17 protein-coding genes are annotated in these 17,518 nt (G+C 64.9%); 12 read left to right on the top strand and 5 right to left on the bottom strand.

Going from position 1 to position 17,518, the window contains the following annotated elements; all coding sequences use genetic code 11:
- The first annotated feature begins 23 nt into the window (after nucleotides 1-23).
- The 11 genes from KFF05_14380 to KFF05_14330 all read left to right on the top strand — a co-directional run bounded on the left by KFF05_14380 (nucleotide 24) and on the right by KFF05_14330 (nucleotide 12,846).
- Complete coding sequence (locus KFF05_14380; protein UTW51097.1) at nucleotides 24-536, top strand: RNA polymerase sigma factor; 513 nt, start codon at nucleotides 24-26, stop codon at nucleotides 534-536.
- A gap of 105 nt (nucleotides 537-641) precedes the next feature.
- Nucleotides 642-1,628, top strand: a complete 987-nt coding sequence (locus KFF05_14375) for a FecR family protein (GenBank protein ID UTW51096.1) — start codon at nucleotides 642-644, stop codon at nucleotides 1,626-1,628.
- Between the two features lie 176 nt (nucleotides 1,629-1,804).
- Nucleotides 1,805-4,240 (top strand): TonB-dependent receptor, encoded by a 2,436-nt coding sequence (locus KFF05_14370; GenBank protein ID UTW53729.1) that lies wholly within the window; start codon nucleotides 1,805-1,807, stop codon nucleotides 4,238-4,240.
- Nucleotides 4,241-4,317: 77 nt separating this feature from the next.
- Complete coding sequence (locus KFF05_14365; GenBank protein ID UTW51095.1) at nucleotides 4,318-4,641, top strand: hypothetical protein; 324 nt, start codon at nucleotides 4,318-4,320, stop codon at nucleotides 4,639-4,641.
- A 117-nt stretch (nucleotides 4,642-4,758) separates the two neighbouring features.
- On the top strand, nucleotides 4,759-6,318 hold the full coding sequence (locus tag KFF05_14360) for a PepSY domain-containing protein (GenBank protein UTW51094.1): 1,560 nt from the start codon (nucleotides 4,759-4,761) through the stop codon (nucleotides 6,316-6,318).
- Nucleotides 6,315-6,596: a DUF3325 domain-containing protein gene (locus KFF05_14355; GenBank protein ID UTW51093.1), complete on the top strand. Its 282-nt coding sequence runs from the start codon at nucleotides 6,315-6,317 to the stop codon at nucleotides 6,594-6,596. Before KFF05_14360 ends, KFF05_14355 begins: the two co-directional genes overlap by 4 nt.
- Nucleotides 6,597-6,672: 76 nt before the next feature.
- Entirely contained in the window at nucleotides 6,673-7,275 is a 603-nt protein-coding gene (locus KFF05_14350) for a hypothetical protein (protein UTW51092.1), read from the top strand.
- Nucleotides 7,276-7,392: 117 nt separating this feature from the next.
- On the top strand, nucleotides 7,393-7,893 hold the full coding sequence (locus KFF05_14345) for a sigma-70 family RNA polymerase sigma factor (GenBank protein ID UTW51091.1): 501 nt from the start codon (nucleotides 7,393-7,395) through the stop codon (nucleotides 7,891-7,893).
- 126 nt (nucleotides 7,894-8,019) lie between these two features.
- On the top strand, nucleotides 8,020-8,982 hold the full coding sequence (locus KFF05_14340; GenBank protein ID UTW51090.1) for a FecR domain-containing protein: 963 nt from the start codon (nucleotides 8,020-8,022) through the stop codon (nucleotides 8,980-8,982).
- 173 nt (nucleotides 8,983-9,155) lie between these two features.
- Nucleotides 9,156-11,645: a TonB-dependent siderophore receptor gene (locus KFF05_14335; protein UTW51089.1), complete on the top strand. Its 2,490-nt coding sequence runs from the start codon at nucleotides 9,156-9,158 to the stop codon at nucleotides 11,643-11,645.
- 10 nt (nucleotides 11,646-11,655) lie between these two features.
- Complete coding sequence (locus KFF05_14330; protein ID UTW51088.1) at nucleotides 11,656-12,846, top strand: PepSY domain-containing protein; 1,191 nt, start codon at nucleotides 11,656-11,658, stop codon at nucleotides 12,844-12,846.
- 11 nt (nucleotides 12,847-12,857) lie between these two features.
- Here the strand turns inward: KFF05_14330 and KFF05_14325 are convergent, their stop codons facing one another.
- The 5 genes from KFF05_14325 to KFF05_14305 form a co-directional block, all read right to left on the bottom strand.
- Complete coding sequence (locus KFF05_14325; protein UTW51087.1) at nucleotides 12,858-13,478, bottom strand: class I SAM-dependent methyltransferase; 621 nt, start codon at nucleotides 13,476-13,478, stop codon at nucleotides 12,858-12,860.
- Between the two features lie 75 nt (nucleotides 13,479-13,553).
- On the bottom strand, nucleotides 13,554-14,666 hold the full coding sequence (gene modC, locus KFF05_14320; GenBank protein UTW51086.1) for a molybdenum ABC transporter ATP-binding protein: 1,113 nt from the start codon (nucleotides 14,664-14,666) through the stop codon (nucleotides 13,554-13,556).
- Nucleotides 14,663-15,358, bottom strand: coding sequence for a molybdate ABC transporter permease subunit (gene modB, locus KFF05_14315; GenBank protein ID UTW51085.1), 696 nt, complete (start codon nucleotides 15,356-15,358; stop codon nucleotides 14,663-14,665). The genes modC and modB overlap by 4 nt, the downstream gene beginning before the upstream one ends.
- The gene (gene modA / locus KFF05_14310) at nucleotides 15,351-16,079 is read right to left on the bottom strand and encodes a molybdate ABC transporter substrate-binding protein (GenBank protein UTW53728.1); all 729 of its coding nucleotides are present in this window, start codon (nucleotides 16,077-16,079) and stop codon (nucleotides 15,351-15,353) included. Before modA ends, modB begins: the two co-directional genes overlap by 8 nt.
- A 141-nt stretch (nucleotides 16,080-16,220) precedes the next feature.
- On the bottom strand, nucleotides 16,221-16,586 hold the full coding sequence (locus KFF05_14305) for a LysR family transcriptional regulator (protein UTW51084.1): 366 nt from the start codon (nucleotides 16,584-16,586) through the stop codon (nucleotides 16,221-16,223).
- Between the two features lie 134 nt (nucleotides 16,587-16,720).
- Between KFF05_14305 and KFF05_14300 the strand changes: the two genes are divergently transcribed.
- A complete protein-coding gene (locus KFF05_14300; protein UTW51083.1) occupies nucleotides 16,721-17,512 on the top strand; it encodes an enoyl-CoA hydratase/isomerase family protein in 792 nt (263 codons plus the stop codon).
- Nucleotides 17,513-17,518 lie beyond the last annotated feature (6 nt).

The following is a 17,518-nucleotide window of genomic DNA, read 5'->3' as shown; positions in this document are numbered from 1 at the left end:
TGCAAGAGTTTACAGCCGATTTCATGACCACGACGACCGCGGACAACCTGATCACGGCTTTCGAGGCCCATTACGAGGAATTGATGGTCTTCGTGCGCCGCCGCGTGCGCTGCCCGGCGATGGCTGCCGACATCGTGCAGGAAACCTATGTACGCGCGGTCACCGCGAAAACGCCGGCTCCCGTCGATAATCCGCGAGCCTTTCTGTACCGCGTCGCCGGCAACCTGGCGATCGATCACCTGCGCCGGGAACAGCGCCGCCAGGCCATCATGGCCGACGGTGTCGTTGCCGACTTCGTTCCGGACGGCCAGCCGGGGGCGGAGCGCGCCGTCGCGGCGCGCCAGGACATCGACCATCTGCGGCGCATCGTCGACGGCCTGCCGCCAAAATGTCGCGCGGTGTTCATGTTGCGCCGGTTCGACGGCCTGGATCAGGCCGAAATCGCCGACCGCCTGGGGATCAGCCGCAACATGGTGGAAAAGCACCTGCGCAAGGCCCTGCTTCACTGCGCCGCGCGCCTTGACCCGGAAGAATAGGGTTTCCCCTCCTCTAATCTCCGCTTCATTCGTCATACCTATTGGCACCATGCGTCTCTATGCGCGGTCTGCCGTCCAAGGCCTGACAGATCAAGGGAATACAACTTGTCCGACCGCCCGAAACAACCCGTCTCCGCCGCCGCCCTGGAGCAGGCCGCGGCTTGGTTCGCGCGGATTGACCGAGGCGACCTGTCGGACCGTGAACAACAGGCGTTCGACGGCTGGCTTGCCGCCGATCCCGGCCATCAGCGGGCGTTCGAGCGGATTTCCCGGACCTGGGATGCACTTGGCGATCTGGCGGGCACTGTGGAAACGACGTCATTGGCAGGAAAACCGGCCACGGATGGATATCGGACCGGGCGCCGCTGGGCGCTGGGGGCCGTCGCGGCCGGGCTGGTTCTGGCCCTCGGGCTGGGCACGGATCTGCCGCAGCGCATTGATACGGGGCTCCGCGCCGATGCCGTGACGGCGGTCGGGGAAACGCGGACGGTTTCCCTGCCCGACGGGTCGACCGCGCAGTTGAACACGGCCAGTGCCATCGCCGTCGATTTTGGCCCGGACGATACGGGGCCGCGGCGGGTCCGCCTGCTGCGGGGCGAGGCGGCGTTCGACGTGGTCAAAAACCCGGACCGGCCCTTCACGGTGGCCGCCGGCGGCGGAATCAGCCGGGTGCTCGGCACGGTGTTTAGCGTGCGAGTATTGGGCGATGGCGCGTCGGTGACGCTGCTTGAGGGCCGGGTCGCCGTCGCGGCGACCGACGGCGGGGCGGAAACGATCCTGGCCCTGAACCAGCGGGTCAGCTACGGCGCGGCCGGGGGGCTCGGCGCCGTGGAAACCGTGGACCCGCAAAGTGCCGCCGCCTGGCGCCGGGACAAGCTGGTGTTCCGCGACCGGGCCTTGGGCGCTGTCATCGACGAACTGAACCGCTACCACGCGGGCCTGATCCGCCTGACCGGTGCGGGGCTGCGCCAGCGGCGGGTCAACGGCGTGTTCGACACCCGTGATCCGGTCGCCGTCGTCGGGGCGTTGGAAACGGCGCTCGGCCTCAGGTCCACCCGCCTGACCGACTATCTGATCCTGCTGCATCAATAACGGTGGCGGCCCGCAGGCCGGGATGCGGGCGTGAAAAAAATGCGCTTCGGACCTCCTCTATCCTGCTCCCCGGCCGTCACATAATTACGAGTAAGAATTAATTGCGTTTAAAACGGTGGAATGCCGGATGCGCGGGGACCAAGAGGGGAATGGGTATGACGCCGACCAGAATCCGGATGAACAACCACGCGCAGGCAAACCGCCGGTGCGGATTAATGCGGGGGCTGCTTGCCGGGACGGCATTGGCCGGGGTGCTGGTCATCATGCTGCCCGGAGCAGCGGGGGCAGCACCCGCGCCGGAAACGGTCCTTCAGGCGCAGTCGGCGGAATCCCGCGTCTACGACATCCCTGCCGGTTCTCTCGCGGCGGCGCTCAACCGGTTTGCCGATGAAAGCGGCCTGCAGTTGGTTTACGACACGGCGCTGGCGGCCGGCCTGCAGACCCAGGGCATTAAGGGGAATTACACCGCCGAGCAGGCGTTGCAGTTGCTTCTGACCGGTACGGGCGTGACCTGGCATTTCGCCGGGGAAAAGTCCGTGACCCTGAGCAAACCCCAGGCGGGCGGAACGCTGATGCTGGACACGGTCTCGGTCATGGGCACCAAGCAATCGCGCTACAACAGCCGCCATGCGGAAACGGGCACCCGGTTCGACAAGGACCTGATCGATATCCCGCGAACAATCGACATCATTCCCGAGCAGTTGCTGCTGGATCAGCATGCCCGGGAAATGGAGGACGTCTACAAGCTGTCGCCCAACACGGTGAGCGCTGACGGGTTCGGTGGAACGCGCGAGGACTACATCATCCGCGGCTTTCGGCGGGACGACGATATCTATCGAAATGGCGTACGATTGAAGACCAGCGGCCGGTTCGATCCGGCGACGGTGGACAGCATCCAGATCATGAAAGGGCCTGTCGCCGACATCGGTCAGATGACACCGGGCGGCCTCGTGAACGTGGTAACGAAAAAACCGCAGTTCGAGGCCGAACATCACGTCGAAACCAATTTCGACGAAGACGGTGAGCGGAACCTCACCTTCGACGCCACCGGCGCAATCGGTGACAGCGAGAATTTCGCCTATCGCATCACCACGTCGGGCGACCAGGGGGAGACGTTCCGGAAGAATTCCAAGGTCGAACGCCAATTCCTGTCGACGTCGTTCCTTTGGGTCGGCGACAGCGGTGCGACCGCGCGGGTCAACCATGAAGTCACCAACGACGATCGCACCATGGACCGCGGTTTGCCCACGGTCGCCGGGAACGGCAGCACGCGATTGATCGCGGACGTGCCGACGGACACGGCCTACCATCCGGACTTCGTTGACCGTCAAGCGACCTATCATATTTTCGAATTCGACGGCGCCGTGCCTTTGGGGGACAGTCCGTGGTCGCTGGAAAACAAGGTCGCCTATTATACGGAAAAGGCACAAGACGTTTACGTCGAGGTCCGCAGCATCGCGGCGGACGGCACCTTGACCCGGCGGGTCCAAGGCAACGACGACCGCAACCTGCAGACATTGTTCGGTCGCCTGCAGGCGCGCGGGAAGTTTGACACCTTGGTCATGCCCACCGAGCTCGTTGCCGGCTTCGAGTATCACCAACAGGACCATGACTGGCGTAACTATGCCGGCGCCAACCAGGTCGGCGGTACGGTCAACAATCCGACGCCGGAGATACTGGTCGACGATTCCGGAAACCCGTCATCCTTGCAGTTCACCGACCTGTCGCAGAAATCATACGGCCCGTATTTGGCGACCGACATCGAGATCATGCCGACGGTCAACTTGACCGGGGGGCTGCGTTACGAGTTCTACAACGGCGATTTTTACCGCAAGAATCTTCTGACCAACGCCATCACGACCGCGGAACAGCCGCGCGATGCGAAGCTGACGAAAACGGCAGGTCTAGTCTGGAAGCCGGTCGAGACTGTCGCCCTGTACGCCAACTATGCGGATACCTTTACGGCGCAGGGAATTTCATCGGGCAACGAAAGCGTTCTGGTGTTGGAACCGGAACAAGGGCGGCAATACGAGGCGGGCATCAAATGGAACGCCTTGGGCGGCAAGCTTCTGCTGAATGCCGCTGTCTTCGACATCAAGAAGGAAAACGTCGTCGAAACCGTGAACGGCGAGCCCCAATTGGTGGGTGAGGTCAACACCAGCGGGGTCGAGGTCTCCGGGGTCGGCAATCCGACGCCGGGTTGGAACATCCGCGGCGGGCTTGGTTTCCTCAAGGCGGATATCACGTCGACGGATACCTCGACCGACGGCAACCGCCCGCGCGGCGTGCCCAAGGCGACCGCCAGCCTGTGGACCAGTTATGAATTCACTGATACGGGGACCAATCTTGACGGCTTGGGGGTCGGCGGCGGCGTGACCTACGTCGGCACCCGGTTCGGTGACGACGCCCATACCTACAAGCTGGGCCAGTACCTGCTGTTCGACGTGGGCCTGTGGTACTACCTGCCCGTGGGCAAGGAAAAGCGTCTGCGCTTTGACCTCGGAGTCAAAAACATCACCGACGAAACCTATTACACGGCCTCCGGCGGGACCTACCGCATCAATGCGGGTGCCCCCCGAACCGTGTTCGGCGGCATTCGTTTGGACTTTTAGGTCGTGGTTAGGCTGTGGCGGCGGAATTTTTATCAGTCCCGGTATGATGATTTCGCCTGGCCGTTCGTCTTATGGGTATGAGGACATATTCACAGATCGGGGTACGGACCGGGACGGGCGCATCGTTTCTCCATATCGTCCAACGCATCGCGGCGGCGGTCTTGGGCGGCTACGGCCTGGCCTGGGCGGCGTCGGTCCTCATGGCCCGGAGTCTGCCGCTGAGCCGCTATGAAGCGATGCAATGGGCGGTGCTGGCCAGCTTTCTCATCTACCTCTGCGTGGTTCTCTGGGCTTTTCGTGCCCGGCCGCTGGCCCGCATGTGGGGCGGGATATTGATTCCGGCGGCAATCTGCGCCGGCCTGGCTCATTGGCTGGGGCCGGTCGCCGGCCGTCTTGGTTGAGAATAATTCGCAATTAAGGTGCGGTTTTGCTCCCGCCGTTCGTCCTATGTGTATGAGCACGCATTTGCATAAACACCCCCGGCAGTCCCGGCGATGAAGGAAGGGTTCCGCCAATCCATGTCCTGGCTCCATACCTGGGGCGGACTGCTCATGGGCTGGATACTGTTCTTCGTCTTTCTGACCGGCACGACGGGCTATGTGGAGGCCGAACTGGACCGGTGGATGCGCCCGGAAAAGCCCCTGGTCGCGGCGGAGGTCACGCAGGCGGACGCCCTGGCCCTGGGCCTCAAATTCGTGCAGGAGAAAATGCCGGACGCCCGGCGCTGGCTGGTGTCCCCGCCGGGCGGGCGCGAACAGCCGGAGTTGCGGTATTTCGTCGAAGGTTATCCCGAAACCGAAGGCGCGACCGGCAAACGGCAGAGCGGGTTCCTTAATCCGGAAACCGGGGAAAAGGTCGCGTACCGGGCCACGGGCGGGGGCCGGCTGCTGTACCGCATGCATTACCGGCTTCACTACATCCCGACAACGGCGGGGGAATGGATCGTCGGGTTCTGCGCCATGGTCATGTTCGCGGCTCTGGTCACCGGCGTCATCATTCATGCCCGCATCTTCAAGGACTTCTTCACCTTCCGGCCCGGCACCGGGCACCGCAACTGGCTCGACGCCCACAACTTGCTCGGCGTACTGTCCCTGCCGTTTCATTTGATGATCACCTACTCGGGGCTGCTGTTCATCTGTTACCTCTACATGGCGCCGGTGATCGCGTCTGAATACGGCTGGGGCGAGGACAACCGCCGCGCATTCACGGATATCATGTTCAGTGGCCGGCCGTTTGACCGGAATACGGAACGGGCGGCTCCAGCGCCGTTGGCGCCACTCGCCCCCATGCTGGCCGAGGCGGATCGTATTTGGGGGCCCGGCAACATCGGTTTCGTGGACATCACGCGGCCCGGTACGGTCGCGGCCCGGGTCCGCATTCTCGAAAGCACGCGGCGCGTCTCAGGTGATCGGGCGGAAGTGCTGTTTAACGGGGCGACGGGGACCGTGGTCGATGCGCCCGCCGTCAATCCCGCTCCCCGGATCGTGAGCGAGACATTGCTGTCCCTGCACGAAGGTCTGTTCGCCGGGCCGGTGCTGCGCTGGCTTTATTTCCTTACAGGTCTGATGGGCACGGCGATGATCGGTTCAGGATTGATCCTGTGGACCAAGAAACGGCGGGCGCGCCTGGAACGGCGCCTCGGCTTCGCCCTGGTCGAACGCCTGAATGTGGCGACCGTCTGTGGCCTGCCCACGGCCGTCGCCGCATATCTTTGGGCCAACCGGCTGGTGCCGGTCGATATCGCCGGGCGCGCAGCCTGGGAGGCGAATATCATGTTCCTGGCCTGGGCGGCCCTGGCCGTTCATGCGGCCCTGCGCCCCGCCGCCCGCGCCTGGACCGAACAATGCTGGATCGCCGCCGCCGCCTTCGGCCTGATTCCCCTGGTGAATGCGCTGACGACAGACCGGCACCTGGGGGCAAGCCTGCCCGCCGGGCAGTGGGAGCTTGCCGCCGTCGATCTGACCTGTCTGGCCTTCGGTCTTGGTTTCATCGTCGCGGCCCGGATTGCCGCCCGCGGCCATCAGCGTGCAGTAAAGGCGAAAGAGATTTCTTCCAACCTGCAGGAGGCGGCCGAATGATCGTTCTCGCTTTCTTTCTGTCCTTCGCCGCCTGGACGGCCCTGGCCTGCGCCATGAACCGCCACCGCCGCGACATGGGCTGGGCGCGGGCCGCGCCGGTGCAACGGATCATGCTGCGGAGTGTCGGCGGCGGTCTGCTCGCGGCGTCGCTCTGGGCCTGTGCCGGCCATTGGGGATGGTCCATGGGTACGGTCGCCTGGTTCGGCGTGATGACGGCTTCTGCGCTCAGCTTGGTGATGGCCCTGGCGTTCCGGCCGGGGACCCGGCGCGCGCCCTAGGCGGCCCTGCCCGTTGCCGGACCGGGGCGCCGTTCCTATATTCCAAGAAACGCGTCATTGCCCGTGGGAGGATGTCATGCATGGACCCCGCAAACGCGGTTTCCTATGTGCTCTGCTGGCGGCCGTCGTTGGGCTGGCCGCCTGTGCCGTGCCGACGCCTTACGGCCCCGCGTCCGGCGCCGACGGTGCGCGCGGGCACGGCTATTGGGAACAGGGTCTGGAGGATGACCACATCCGCGTGACCTTTTCCGGTAATACGGTGACACCGCGCGAAACGGTGGAAAATTACCTGCTTTATCGCGCCGCCGAGGTCACCCTGGCCCGAGGCCGCGATCATTTCGTCGTCGCCGATCGGGACACGGACAAGACCACGGTCTACCACACCAGTTATGATTTCGACGGGCCCTTCGGGTTTGGATTCGGGCCGAACTTCGGGTTCTACGGCCCCAGGCGGGCCTGGTGCTGCGGTCCCTACGGGTATGGCGCGTCTTTCCGGAATTCCTACGGTTATTTCGGCGGCCATGCCGAGGCCACGTCCTGGCCCGTCGACCGCTATACGGCCCATGCCGACGTGGTCCTGGGCCGTGGACCCAAGCCGGACGGCGCCGACGCCTATGACGCGCGGGCGGTGATTGCCCGACTGGCGCCCGCGATTGCCCGCGAAAAGGGCCGGCCATAACCGGCGGTGTCTGTTGTCTTTTCGGACAATCCAAGATACATAGTTATTGAGAATCATTCTCATTGTGTGGCGCAACGATGCGCCGCTCACCTCGACGGATTGACCGGGCACCCGTCTATGCCGAACAACTCCAATTTCCTGGCCGTCTACATAAGCCATCGGGGCGAACTGGTGAACTATGCCAGTCGGCTTCTGGGCGATCGGGCGCGGGCCGAGGACGTGGTCCAGGAAGCTTATATCCGCTTCAATTCCGCCGCGTCGGGCAGCATCCTGGAAGAACCTTTGGCCTATCTGTACCGCATCGTGCGCAATCTGGCGTTCGACAGCACGCGTCGGACATCGGCCGAGGCCCGGCGCGACAAGGCCCATGAACTGTCCCTCGCGGAGGCCCCCGGCGTGCCCTCGCCCGAGGATACGGCGCTTTACCGCGACGAACTTCGCCGGGTGCGGGACGCCCTGGACGAGTTGCCCGAGGGACAGCGCCGGGCCTTCGAACTGCACCGTCTGGGCGAATTGACCTTTCAGGAAATCGCCGGGCGGCTTGGCGTTTCGACCGCCACGGCGGCGCGCTGGACGCAGCAGGCGCATCTCCACATCACCAAGCGTCTGCGGACGTGACCGGACGAACAAATGACGGCCGGGGGCAAGAAATTGCCTGCCGGCAACCGTCATGCATATGACGACATATCTTATGCCAAGGCGACGCCACCGGCGCCGCTTGCGGACGCAAACCAAGAGAGACCGATGACCGCCGCACCCGACGGCCCCACCGACACGCAACTGGAACAAGCGACCGTCTGGTTCTACCGGATTGCCGAGCGGCCGGACGACGGCGCGCTGCGCCGCGGGCTGCAGGCATGGCTGGCTGAAAACGCGGCCCATCGGCGAGCCTGGGATCTGACGCAGCGGTCCTGGGACTTGTCGGGGCTGATGGCTGTTCAGGCCGGGAATGCGGCGCCGACGGCACGCGCCCGGCCGCAATCTCGCCGCCGGATGGTTGCGGCGATGGCGGGGCTGGCGATGGCAGCCTGCCTCGCCCTGTTTGTCGTGGCGCCCCAGGTGCGGCTGCATCTGATGGCCGATCACCTCACCGGCGCGGGCGAGACGACGACGGTGGCGTTGTCCGACGGGTCGGAGGTCGATCTGGCCGCCGGCAGCGCCGTTAAAACCCATTTCACCGAACGGCGCCGGGAACTGACCCTGCTGCGGGGGCAGGCGCTGTTCCGCGTCGCCAAGGATACGGACCGGCCGTTCATCGTCGATGTCGGGGGCTATTCGGTCACCGTAACCGGCACGGCCTTCGACGTCGCCCTGACGGATCGCACTTTGGCCGTCGCCGTCGCCCACGGCAGCGTGCGGGTCGGCGGGGCGCGGGCAGGAGACGTCGATCTTGTCCCGGGTGACCGCATCGCCATCAACCGGCGCGACGGTGCCGTCGCCCGCACAAGGGTCGACGCGCGGGATGTCGCCGCATGGCGGGGCGGCAGCCTGATTGTACAGGACCGAGCCTTCGCAGACGTGGTCGATGTGATCCGTCGCCACTATCCGGGGGTGGTCGTCGTGGCCATGGCGGGACTTGAGGGCCGTCGGGTCACCGGCGTGTTCGACCTGTCGGACCCGGGGCGGGCTCTCGGCGCCCTGGCGGGGCCGTTCGGGGCCGTCGTGCGCCGGGCAGGACCCTTCGTCATCACGGTCACTGCGTTCTGAGCAACTCAGCCGAGGCGGCCGGCGGACGGGAAAGAATTTTCATCTGACCCTGAGATTTCCCGAGAAATCGCGATCTTCGGTTCGTCACTCTAATAGAATGAGAATAGGAATTATTCTCATAAATAGCATCTATTGCCGAATTAAGAGGGACGAAAATGAGGGGTTTTGGGGAAATGAGCGGGCGCCCGCATGCCGGCGAAGGACGTAACCATGCAAGCGTGACGCGGATGGGCCGGGCCTTGGGGGCCGGGACCGTCGCCGGCCTGCTGGCCGTGGCGCTGCTGCCGGGGGCCGGTCTTGCCGCCGATACCACACCTTCCATCCTTGCCGTGATGTCATCCCAGGAGACTGAGGTGGCGGCCGGTGAGGCCGCGTCTTTCGATATTCCGGCTCAGCCGCTGGCGGCGGCGCTGACGGCTTTCGGCCGCCAGGCGGGATTGCAGGTCTCCGGCGACCACGCAGACCTCAGCGGCATCACCAGCCGCGCCGTGAGCGGCGACCTGACGCCCGAAGCGGCCCTGATCCGGATGCTGCAGGGCACGGGCATTACCTTTCGTTTCACGGATGCCAAGACGGTGGTGCTGAGCAAGCCCACCGCCGGCGGCGACCGGGTGACCTTGGGCACCATCGCGATCGAAGGCCGGGGTGAATCGGCCTGGGGGCCGGTGACTGGTTATGTCGCCACGCGCAGCGCCACGGGCACCAAGACCGACACGCCGATCATCGAGACGCCGCGGTCCATATCGGTCGTCACCGCCGATCAGGTCGAGGCCCAGAAGGTGAACAATATCCGCGAAGCCCTGCGTTATACGCCGGGCCTGGTTCCGGAAACCCTGGGCGTCGACAATCGGTCCACGGAAATCATCTACCGAGGCTTCGGGTCGGACAAGGCGCTCTACCGTGACGGGTTGAACATCCAAAGCCAGGGGTTCACGGCCCTGGAGCCGGACACCTACGGCCTGGAACGCATCGAGGTGCTGCGCGGCCCGGCCTCCACGCTGTTCGGCCAGAACGCGCCCGGTGGTCTGGTCAACGTGGTGACCAAACGGCCCCCGGAAACATTTTTTTCTGAAGCGCAGCTTCTCGGCGGCAGCTTCGATCAGGTCGAAGGTCGTTTCGACGTCGGGGGGCCGGTTCTTGACAGCGGCAAGGTATCGGTCCGGCTGACCGGTCTGCATCGCGAAGGCGACACGCAAATCGATTACGTCGACGACAACCGGACCTATATCGCGCCGGCGGTGAGCGTGCGGCTTACGGACCAGACCAGCCTGACGCTTCTCGGTCACTTTCAGAACGACGATTCGGGAAGCCTGCTGCAGTTTTTGCCGGCTTCGGGCACGGTGCTGGGCAATGACAACGGTAAGCTTCCGGCCAGCCGCTTCCTGGGTGAACCGGATTTCGACAGTTATGAAAATGTCGCCGGGACGGCCGGTGCCCTGCTTGAACATCGGTTCGACGACACCACCACGTTCCGCGGCAATATGCGCTACGGCTATGCCAATACGCGGTTCGATACGGTCTATACCAGCGGCATGGCGACCGCGACCACGGTCAATCGCCGCATCCGAAAGGACCGCGCCTATCTGCAGTCCCTTCTCCTGGACACCCAGGTGGAGAAATCGTTCGAACTGGCGGGGTCCCGCAACACCATCGTCGCCGGGTTCGATCATAAGAACCTCAATTACGACAGCGTGATTCTCATCAACGTGGCGCCGACCATCGACATCTTCAATCCCGTCTATGGTCAGGCGCTCAACATCCCGACCGAGGCCTCGAACGCCTTCATCAACAGTTCGGATCAGCACCTCCGTCAGTCCGGGTTTTATTTCCAGGATCAGACGAAGCTGTTCGACCGGGTCGTCGTGACCCTGGGCGGGCGTTATGACATCGCGCGCTCCGAAACGATTGACCGGGACGCCAACAGCACGGAAATCCAGGAGGACACGGCATTCACCGGGCAGGCGGGGCTGACCTATCTGTTCGACAACGGGTTCGCACCCTACGCCAGCTATGCGGAATCGTTCGAACCGCAGATCGGCACCGACAGGTCGGGCAACGCCTTCGTGCCGACGACGGGAACCCAGTATGAAGTGGGGCTTAAATACCAGCCGCCCAACCGGAACATGCTGTTCAGTCTGGCAGCGTTCGAACTGACCCGCCAGAACGTCACGACAACGGATCCCAGTGACAACAACTTCAGCGTCCAGACCGGTGAAGTCCGTTCCCGTGGTCTTGAATTTGAAGCCCGGGCCGGCATCACGGACGAACTGAGCCTGATCGGCGCCTATACCTACCAGCGTGTCGAAATCACTGAAAGCAACGGCACCGACGTCGGCAGCACGCCGCGCCAGACGCCGAAACATCTGGCGTCACTCTGGGGCGATTATACGTTCCGCAACGGCCCGCTGGGCGGTCTGGGGCTGAGCCTCGGCGTGCGCTACACGGGGGCGACATTCGGGGATTCCAACAGTTCGTTCCGGGTGCCGGAGTTTGCCGTCCTGGACGCGGCGATGCGCTATCAGTTGAAGGACACGGCCTTCACCTTCGAGGTCAACGCCAAGAACCTTCTGGACAAGGAGTATATCTCGTCCTGCGCCTCGACCTCACAGTGCTTCTACGGCTTTCGCCGGACGGTTCTGGCGAGCCTGAAGGCCCAGTGGTAGGTCCTGCCCGGTGCGCCGTGTACTGGTTGTCCTGCACCGCTGGGCAGGACTCTCCATTGCAGGGTTTCTGATTATCGCCGGTTTGACCGGCAGCCTGATCGCGTTTCAGACCGAACTTGATTCCTGGCTGAATCCGGATCTGTTCCATGTCGAAGGGACAGGCGCGCGGATCGCGGCCGGCGACCTGGTGGCGCGGGTCGAGGCCACGGATGCGCGGATCAGGGTGCGTTCGGTTCCGGTCAGGGTCAGCGACGGTTATGCAGCCAGCCTGTTCGTTACGCCGCGGGTTGATCCCGCGACCGGACGTCCCTTCGATGTGGAATACGATCAGGTGTTCGCCGACCCGGTGACAGGGGACGTTCTCGGTGTTCGAAAGTGGGGTGCGCTGCATCTCGACCGGCGGCATCTGATGCCGTTGATCTACCGGCTTCATAATTCGCTGCTTATCCCGGGGGGCTGGGGGCGGTGGATCATGGGGGGCGTGTCGCTGATCTGGTTGTTTGACTGTTTCTTCGGTTTCGCCCTGACACTGCCGAAAGGGGCCGCGGTTGCCGCCCGTTGGCGGCGGTCATGGTTGGTGCGGCCGACGGGAAGAGCCTACCGCCTCAACGTCGATCTGCATCGCGCGGGCGGGCTTTGGTTGTGGGGTTTGCTATTCATGCTGGCGCTGTCGGGCATTCAGTTGAACCTGGATCGCGAGGTGTTCCGCCCGGTGGTCGAACTGTTTTCCCCTGTCGCCCGCTCGCCGTTCGAAACCAGGGGCAATCAGCCTGCCGGCGAAACGGCGACCCTGTCGTTCCCCGCCGCCGTCCGGCGGGGGGCGGAGATTGCGGCCGGACAGGGCCTTGTGGCGCCCAGCCGTCTTTCCCACTACACCCGCTACGGGCTTTTCCTGATCGAATTCGGCGACCCCCAGCATCAAGCCGCTGCTGGGTTGGGGCCTGCCTATGCGGTGATCGATAACCGGAACGGGAATCTTCTGGGGCTACGAATTCCCGGCCGGGGAACGGCCGGCGAGGTGTTCACGCAGATCCAGTTTCCGCTCCATTCCGGGCACATCATCGGTTTACCCGGCCGGATTGTGATTTCGGCTATGGGGATTGCCGTCGTCATCCTATCTATCACCGGCGTGGTCATCTGGTGGAAGAAACGGGGCGCACGCCAAACCCGGGCCGCGCGGACCACGGTCGCCGCCGAATAACGGTGGCGGGGCTAGGCCGGCTTGCGCAGCAGCAGGCGTGCGATCCGCGCCTCGCCCCGGTGGCGCAGGCCTTCGTTGACGCGGATGCGGCCCTTCAGCGCTTCCATGACCTCAAGCCCCGGCAGGGCGTCCAGCAGGTCGCCCAGTTCATACAGCAGGTCCGGGTCTTCCGGGCCCAGGCTGCGCCCGCCGGCGCCGGCCGGGGCGAAGCCTTCGGCGACGAACCAACCGCCGGGGGCCAGTGCCGCCGCCGCCGTCCGGGCCGCGTGCAGGCGCACGGAAGCCTCGCATTGCAGGTACATTAAAAACACGGCGTCCCAGGTGCGGCCCGGGGGCGGGGACCATTCGGCCAGATCGGCCGTGATGCGCTCCACCGTTACGCCGCGCACGGTGTCGTGGGCTAGGGCCAGCTCCGTTGCCACGGTCGAAGCATCGACCGCCGTCACGGCCAAACCCTGTTCGGCCAGCCAGCCGCCGTTGCGGCCGTCGCCATCGGCCAGGCAGAGGGCCGAGCGCGGGCGAAAATCGGAGCGCGCCATGACTGCGCGCAGATACTCGCAGGGCTGATCGCCGAACAGGCGGCTGTCGGCCTCCGTCCCGGCCTTGGCGTAGCGTGTGTTCCAATCCTTCACGGTCGATGGCCCTCCCTGAGATCAGGGATATTCCTACGCGCCCGGCGCGGGTTTTTCCAGTCCGTGCGGAGTGGGTCAGCCGAGGGAGCGCCGGTCGAAGGTGATGCTCTTGATCAGGGCATGGACGGGCATGCCGGCGGTGAGCTTTAGGTCCGCCACCGCATGGCGGGTGACGCGCGCGCGCAGGCGGCCACCGCCGATATCGATCAGGGTTTCGGCAAAGGCGGTATCCGGTTCTTCTCGGACCTCGATGACCGTGCCCTTCAGGATGTTGCGGATGCTGATACCCGTGGGCGGCTGGGTCGCCAACGACACGTCGCGGGCGCGCACCCGAAGGCGAATGGTTTCGCCGACGGCGGCATCGACGGCGGGGATGGTCAGGATCTGGCCGTGATGATCCAGGAAGGTCAGGCTGAAGGCGTCGTCATGTGCCTTGACCGTGGCGGTCAGCATGACCCCGGCCTCGAACCGCCCAGTCATGGGTTGCAGGTCCAGGCGTTCCAGCACCTCGCCGACGGAGCCTTCGGCGACCTTACCGCCCCGGGACAGCACGACCAGGCGGTCGGCCAGACGGGTGACCTCGGAGATGTCGTGACTGACGTAGAGGATGGGGATGTTCAATTCCCGGTGCAGGACCTCGAAATAGGCGAGGATTTCATCCTTGGTCGAACGGTCAAGGGCCGACAGCGGCTCATCCATCAACAGCAGTCGCGGTTCCGACAATAGGGCCCGGCCGACGGCAACGCGTTGGCGCTCGCCGCCCGACAGCTTGGCGGGTGCCCGGTCCAGCAAATGCGTGATGCCGAGAAGGTTCACGACCTGGTCGAAATCGACGGCAGGGACAGTTCCGTTGCCGCGCGGTGCCCGGCGGGCGCCGAAGTTTAGGTTGCCCTGCACAGTCAGATGGGCGAACAGCGACGGTTCCTGAAACACATAGCCGACGCGCCGTTTGTGCGGCGGGCGGAACAGGTTTTCCCCGTCGTTCTGCCACGTCCGATCGCCGAGGGCGAGGCGCCCGGGCAGGCGGTGCAGCCCGGCAATGCAGCGCAGAATCGTGGTCTTGCCGCAGCCCGATGCGCCGAACAGGGCCGTCACGCCCTTGAGCGGCGCCTTGAACGCCACGTCCAGGTTGAAATTACCGACCGGCCCCTTGAAGGCGGCGTCGAGAACCGGGGTGTCCGTGGTCATCGTGCGGCGCGCCCGATGCGCTTTTCCAGCAGCATCATGGACAGGATGACGACGAAGGCGAACACCAGCAGGCCGCCGGCCAGGATATGGGCCTCGGCCCAGCGTAGGGTTTCCACATAGTCGTAGATGGCGACGGACAACACCTTGGTCTCGCCCGGGATGTTGCCGCCGATCATCAGAACGACGCCGAATTCACCCACCGTATGGGCGAAGCCCAGGACCGCGCCGGTCAGGAACCCGGGCCGGGCCAGGGGCACGGCGACGGACCAGAAGGCGTCCCAGGGCGAGGCATGCAGGGTCGCCGCGACCTCCAACGGCCGGTCGCCAAAGGCTTCGAAGGCGTTGCGGATGGGCTGCACCACGAAAGGCATGGAATAGAATACGGAGCCGATGACCAGTCCCTGGAAGGTAAAGGCGAGGGAGCGTTCGCCCCACAATCCGGCGATCCATCCGCCGGGCCCGTCCGGCCCCATGGCGACCAACAGATAAAACCCCAGCACGGTCGGCGGCAGCACCAGCGGCAGGGCGACCACGGCGGCGACGGCTTCCTTCCACTTGGCCTTGGAGCGCGCCAGCCACCAGGCAATGGGGGTGCCGATAATAAGAAGAACCACGGTGGTCACCGTGGCCAATTCAAGCGTCAGGCGGATCGGCGACCACAGCCCGGCGAGATCAAGCCCCTGGTCAGGCATCCGGGCGGATCTTGGCCGGTTCGCCCGTGCCGTAACCGAATTTGTCTTTCACCCGGTTGGCCTCAGCCCCGCCCAGGAACAATAGGTACGCGCGGGCTGCCGGGTTGTCCTTGCCGGCGGTCAACAGCACGGCGTCCTGGGCGATGGCGGGGTAGAGGTTTTCCGGCACGGGCCAGCGCGACCCCTGGTCGTGACCGGCGATCTGCGACAGGGCGATAAAGCCCAATTCCGCGTTGCCCGATTCCACGAATTGATGGGTCTGGGCGATGCTGTTGCCCTGGACGATCTTGGGCTTCAGGGCGTCATACAGGCCAAGTGCCTTCAGGGTCGCCACGGCGGCCGCACCGTAGGGGGCGGTCACGGGATTGGCGATGGCGATCCTGGAAAAGGGTCCACGCTCCAGCGTGCTCGGTCCCTGCACCAAGGCGGCGTCGCGGCTGTAGAGCACGATCTTGCCCGTGGCATAGGTGAAGCGGGTTTGGGCCACCGCCAAGCCGTCGGTCCCGGCCTTTTGGGGGCGGGCCTGGTCGGCGGCCAGGAACACCTCGAACGGCGCCCCCTTGGCGATCTGGGTATAGAGCTGCCCGGTCGACCCGAAGCTGTACACAACCTTGTGGCCGGTCTTGTTCTCGAACAGGGCGCCGATGTCCTGGGCGGCCTGGGTGAAATTGGCGGCCACGGCGACCTTGACCTCGCCCGCGCGGGCCGGGCCGGGTAGCATCAGCGCGGCGACGGCGGCCAGCAGAAGCAGGCAGCGTTTCAGCGCGAGGGGCGTGGACACGGTGATCTCCTCCGATAGGACAACTCGGACATATCGGAAAGTATCTTTTGCCGGCAGCGATGGCAAGCTTGCGATGGGGCGCTATTCGCCCCCGTTGGGCAGCAGCTTGCGCATGGCGATCAAGTCGCCGGCGATGGCCTTTTCCGTCTTGGCCTCCATCTTGCGGTACTGGTCGAGAATCTTGTGCCCCAGTTCCGTCAACTCGGCCCCTCCGCGCGAGCTGCCGCCCCGCGAGGTGGTGACCAAGGGCGTGCCGAACTGCGCGTTCAGGGCTTCGATCAGGCCCCAGGCTTTCTTGTAGCTCATGCCCAAGTCGCGCCCGGCGGCGGCGATGGAGCCGGTTTCGCCGACGCCCTGCAACAGGTCGGCCTTGCCCGGCCCGATGGCGATGTCGGGGGCGAGAACGACGCGAAGCCGCGCCCCGGTCTGCTGATTTCCTGCCTTCATGGCGGCATTCTACTCCGCTTGATGCCGTTCGGTCAGGCGAAAATGCCCCTCATGGCTGTGCCTTTGGGGTCTCCTGGGCTAGGATGCGGCCCGCAGAATTCACTTGCCATCCAACAACCACGGAACCAAGCCCCATGACCACTCCCGCAGACGACCAAGGTGCCGTGCGCCTGACCCGTAACGGCGCCGTTGCCCATCTGATTTTCGACCGGCCGCAGGCCCGCAACGCCATGACCTGGACCATGTACGAAGGCCTGGCCGATGCCTGCGACGAGATCATGGACGATCCCTCCGTGCGGGTCGCTGTGTTCCGGGGGGCGGGCGGCAAGGCTTTCGTCGCCGGCACGGATATCGCCCAATTCGGGGCCTTTTCCTCGGGCGATGACGGCCTAGCTTATGAGGATAAGGTCGAGACCTATATCTCCCGCGTCGAACGCCTGCCGATGCCGACCCTCTGCGTGGTCGAAGGCTGGGCTGTCGGGGGCGGCATGGCGATCGCCAACGCCTGCGATTTCCGCATCGCCACGACGGGATCGCGGTTCGGCGTGCCCATCGCGCGCACGCTGGGCAACTGTCTGTCGGCGCAGAACCTGCGCGCGTTGACGGAAACCCTAGGTCTGCCCATGGTCAAGCGCATGCTGATGCTGGCGGAAATGCCCGAAGCGGAGGAACTTCTGGGCCATGGCTACCTGCTGGCCGTTGCGGAGGCCGACGGCATCGATGCCCTGCAGGCGGAGCTTGTCGAAAAGCTGCTGGGCCACGCGCCGGTGACCATGCGTGTGACCAAGGAGGCCCTGCGCCGACTGGGCACCGATCTGACCCCCGACGACCGCGACCTGATTCATGCCGCCTACGGCAGCCGCGATTTCAAGCACGGCGTCGAAAGCTTCGTCGCCAAGCAGAAGCCGGCGTGGAAGGGCGTCTGAGCACCG

It is taken from the genome of bacterium SCSIO 12827 (assembly GCA_024397995.1).
Taxonomy (GTDB): domain Bacteria; phylum Pseudomonadota; class Alphaproteobacteria; order Rhodospirillales; family Casp-alpha2; genus UBA1479.
The sequence above is the reverse complement of the archived record's forward strand: the minus strand, read 5'-3'. Positions and strand labels throughout refer to the sequence as shown.

Excerpts from the sequence above, each read along its gene's own strand:
- KFF05_14380 (UTW51097.1), top strand. The coding sequence starts at position 24 with ATGACCACGACGACCGCGGACAACCTGATCACGGCTTTCGAGGCCCAT.
- KFF05_14370 (UTW53729.1), top strand. The coding sequence starts at position 1,805 with ATGAACAACCACGCGCAGGCAAACCGCCGGTGCGGATTAATGCGGGGG.
- KFF05_14365 (UTW51095.1), top strand. The coding sequence starts at position 4,318 with ATGAGGACATATTCACAGATCGGGGTACGGACCGGGACGGGCGCATCG.
- KFF05_14360 (UTW51094.1), top strand. The coding sequence starts at position 4,759 with ATGTCCTGGCTCCATACCTGGGGCGGACTGCTCATGGGCTGGATACTG.
- KFF05_14355 (UTW51093.1), top strand. The coding sequence starts at position 6,315 with ATGATCGTTCTCGCTTTCTTTCTGTCCTTCGCCGCCTGGACGGCCCTG.
- KFF05_14350 (UTW51092.1), top strand. The coding sequence starts at position 6,673 with ATGCATGGACCCCGCAAACGCGGTTTCCTATGTGCTCTGCTGGCGGCC.
- KFF05_14345 (UTW51091.1), top strand. The coding sequence starts at position 7,393 with ATGCCGAACAACTCCAATTTCCTGGCCGTCTACATAAGCCATCGGGGC.
- KFF05_14340 (UTW51090.1), top strand. The coding sequence starts at position 8,020 with ATGACCGCCGCACCCGACGGCCCCACCGACACGCAACTGGAACAAGCG.
- KFF05_14335 (UTW51089.1), top strand. The coding sequence starts at position 9,156 with ATGAGCGGGCGCCCGCATGCCGGCGAAGGACGTAACCATGCAAGCGTG.
- modC (UTW51086.1), bottom strand. The coding sequence starts at position 14,666 with ATGACCACGGACACCCCGGTTCTCGACGCCGCCTTCAAGGGGCCGGTC.
- modB (UTW51085.1), bottom strand. The coding sequence starts at position 15,358 with ATGCCTGACCAGGGGCTTGATCTCGCCGGGCTGTGGTCGCCGATCCGC.
- modA (UTW53728.1), bottom strand. The coding sequence starts at position 16,079 with ATGCTACCCGGCCCGGCCCGCGCGGGCGAGGTCAAGGTCGCCGTGGCC.
- KFF05_14305 (UTW51084.1), bottom strand. The coding sequence starts at position 16,586 with ATGAAGGCAGGAAATCAGCAGACCGGGGCGCGGCTTCGCGTCGTTCTC.
- KFF05_14300 (UTW51083.1), top strand. The coding sequence starts at position 16,721 with ATGACCACTCCCGCAGACGACCAAGGTGCCGTGCGCCTGACCCGTAAC.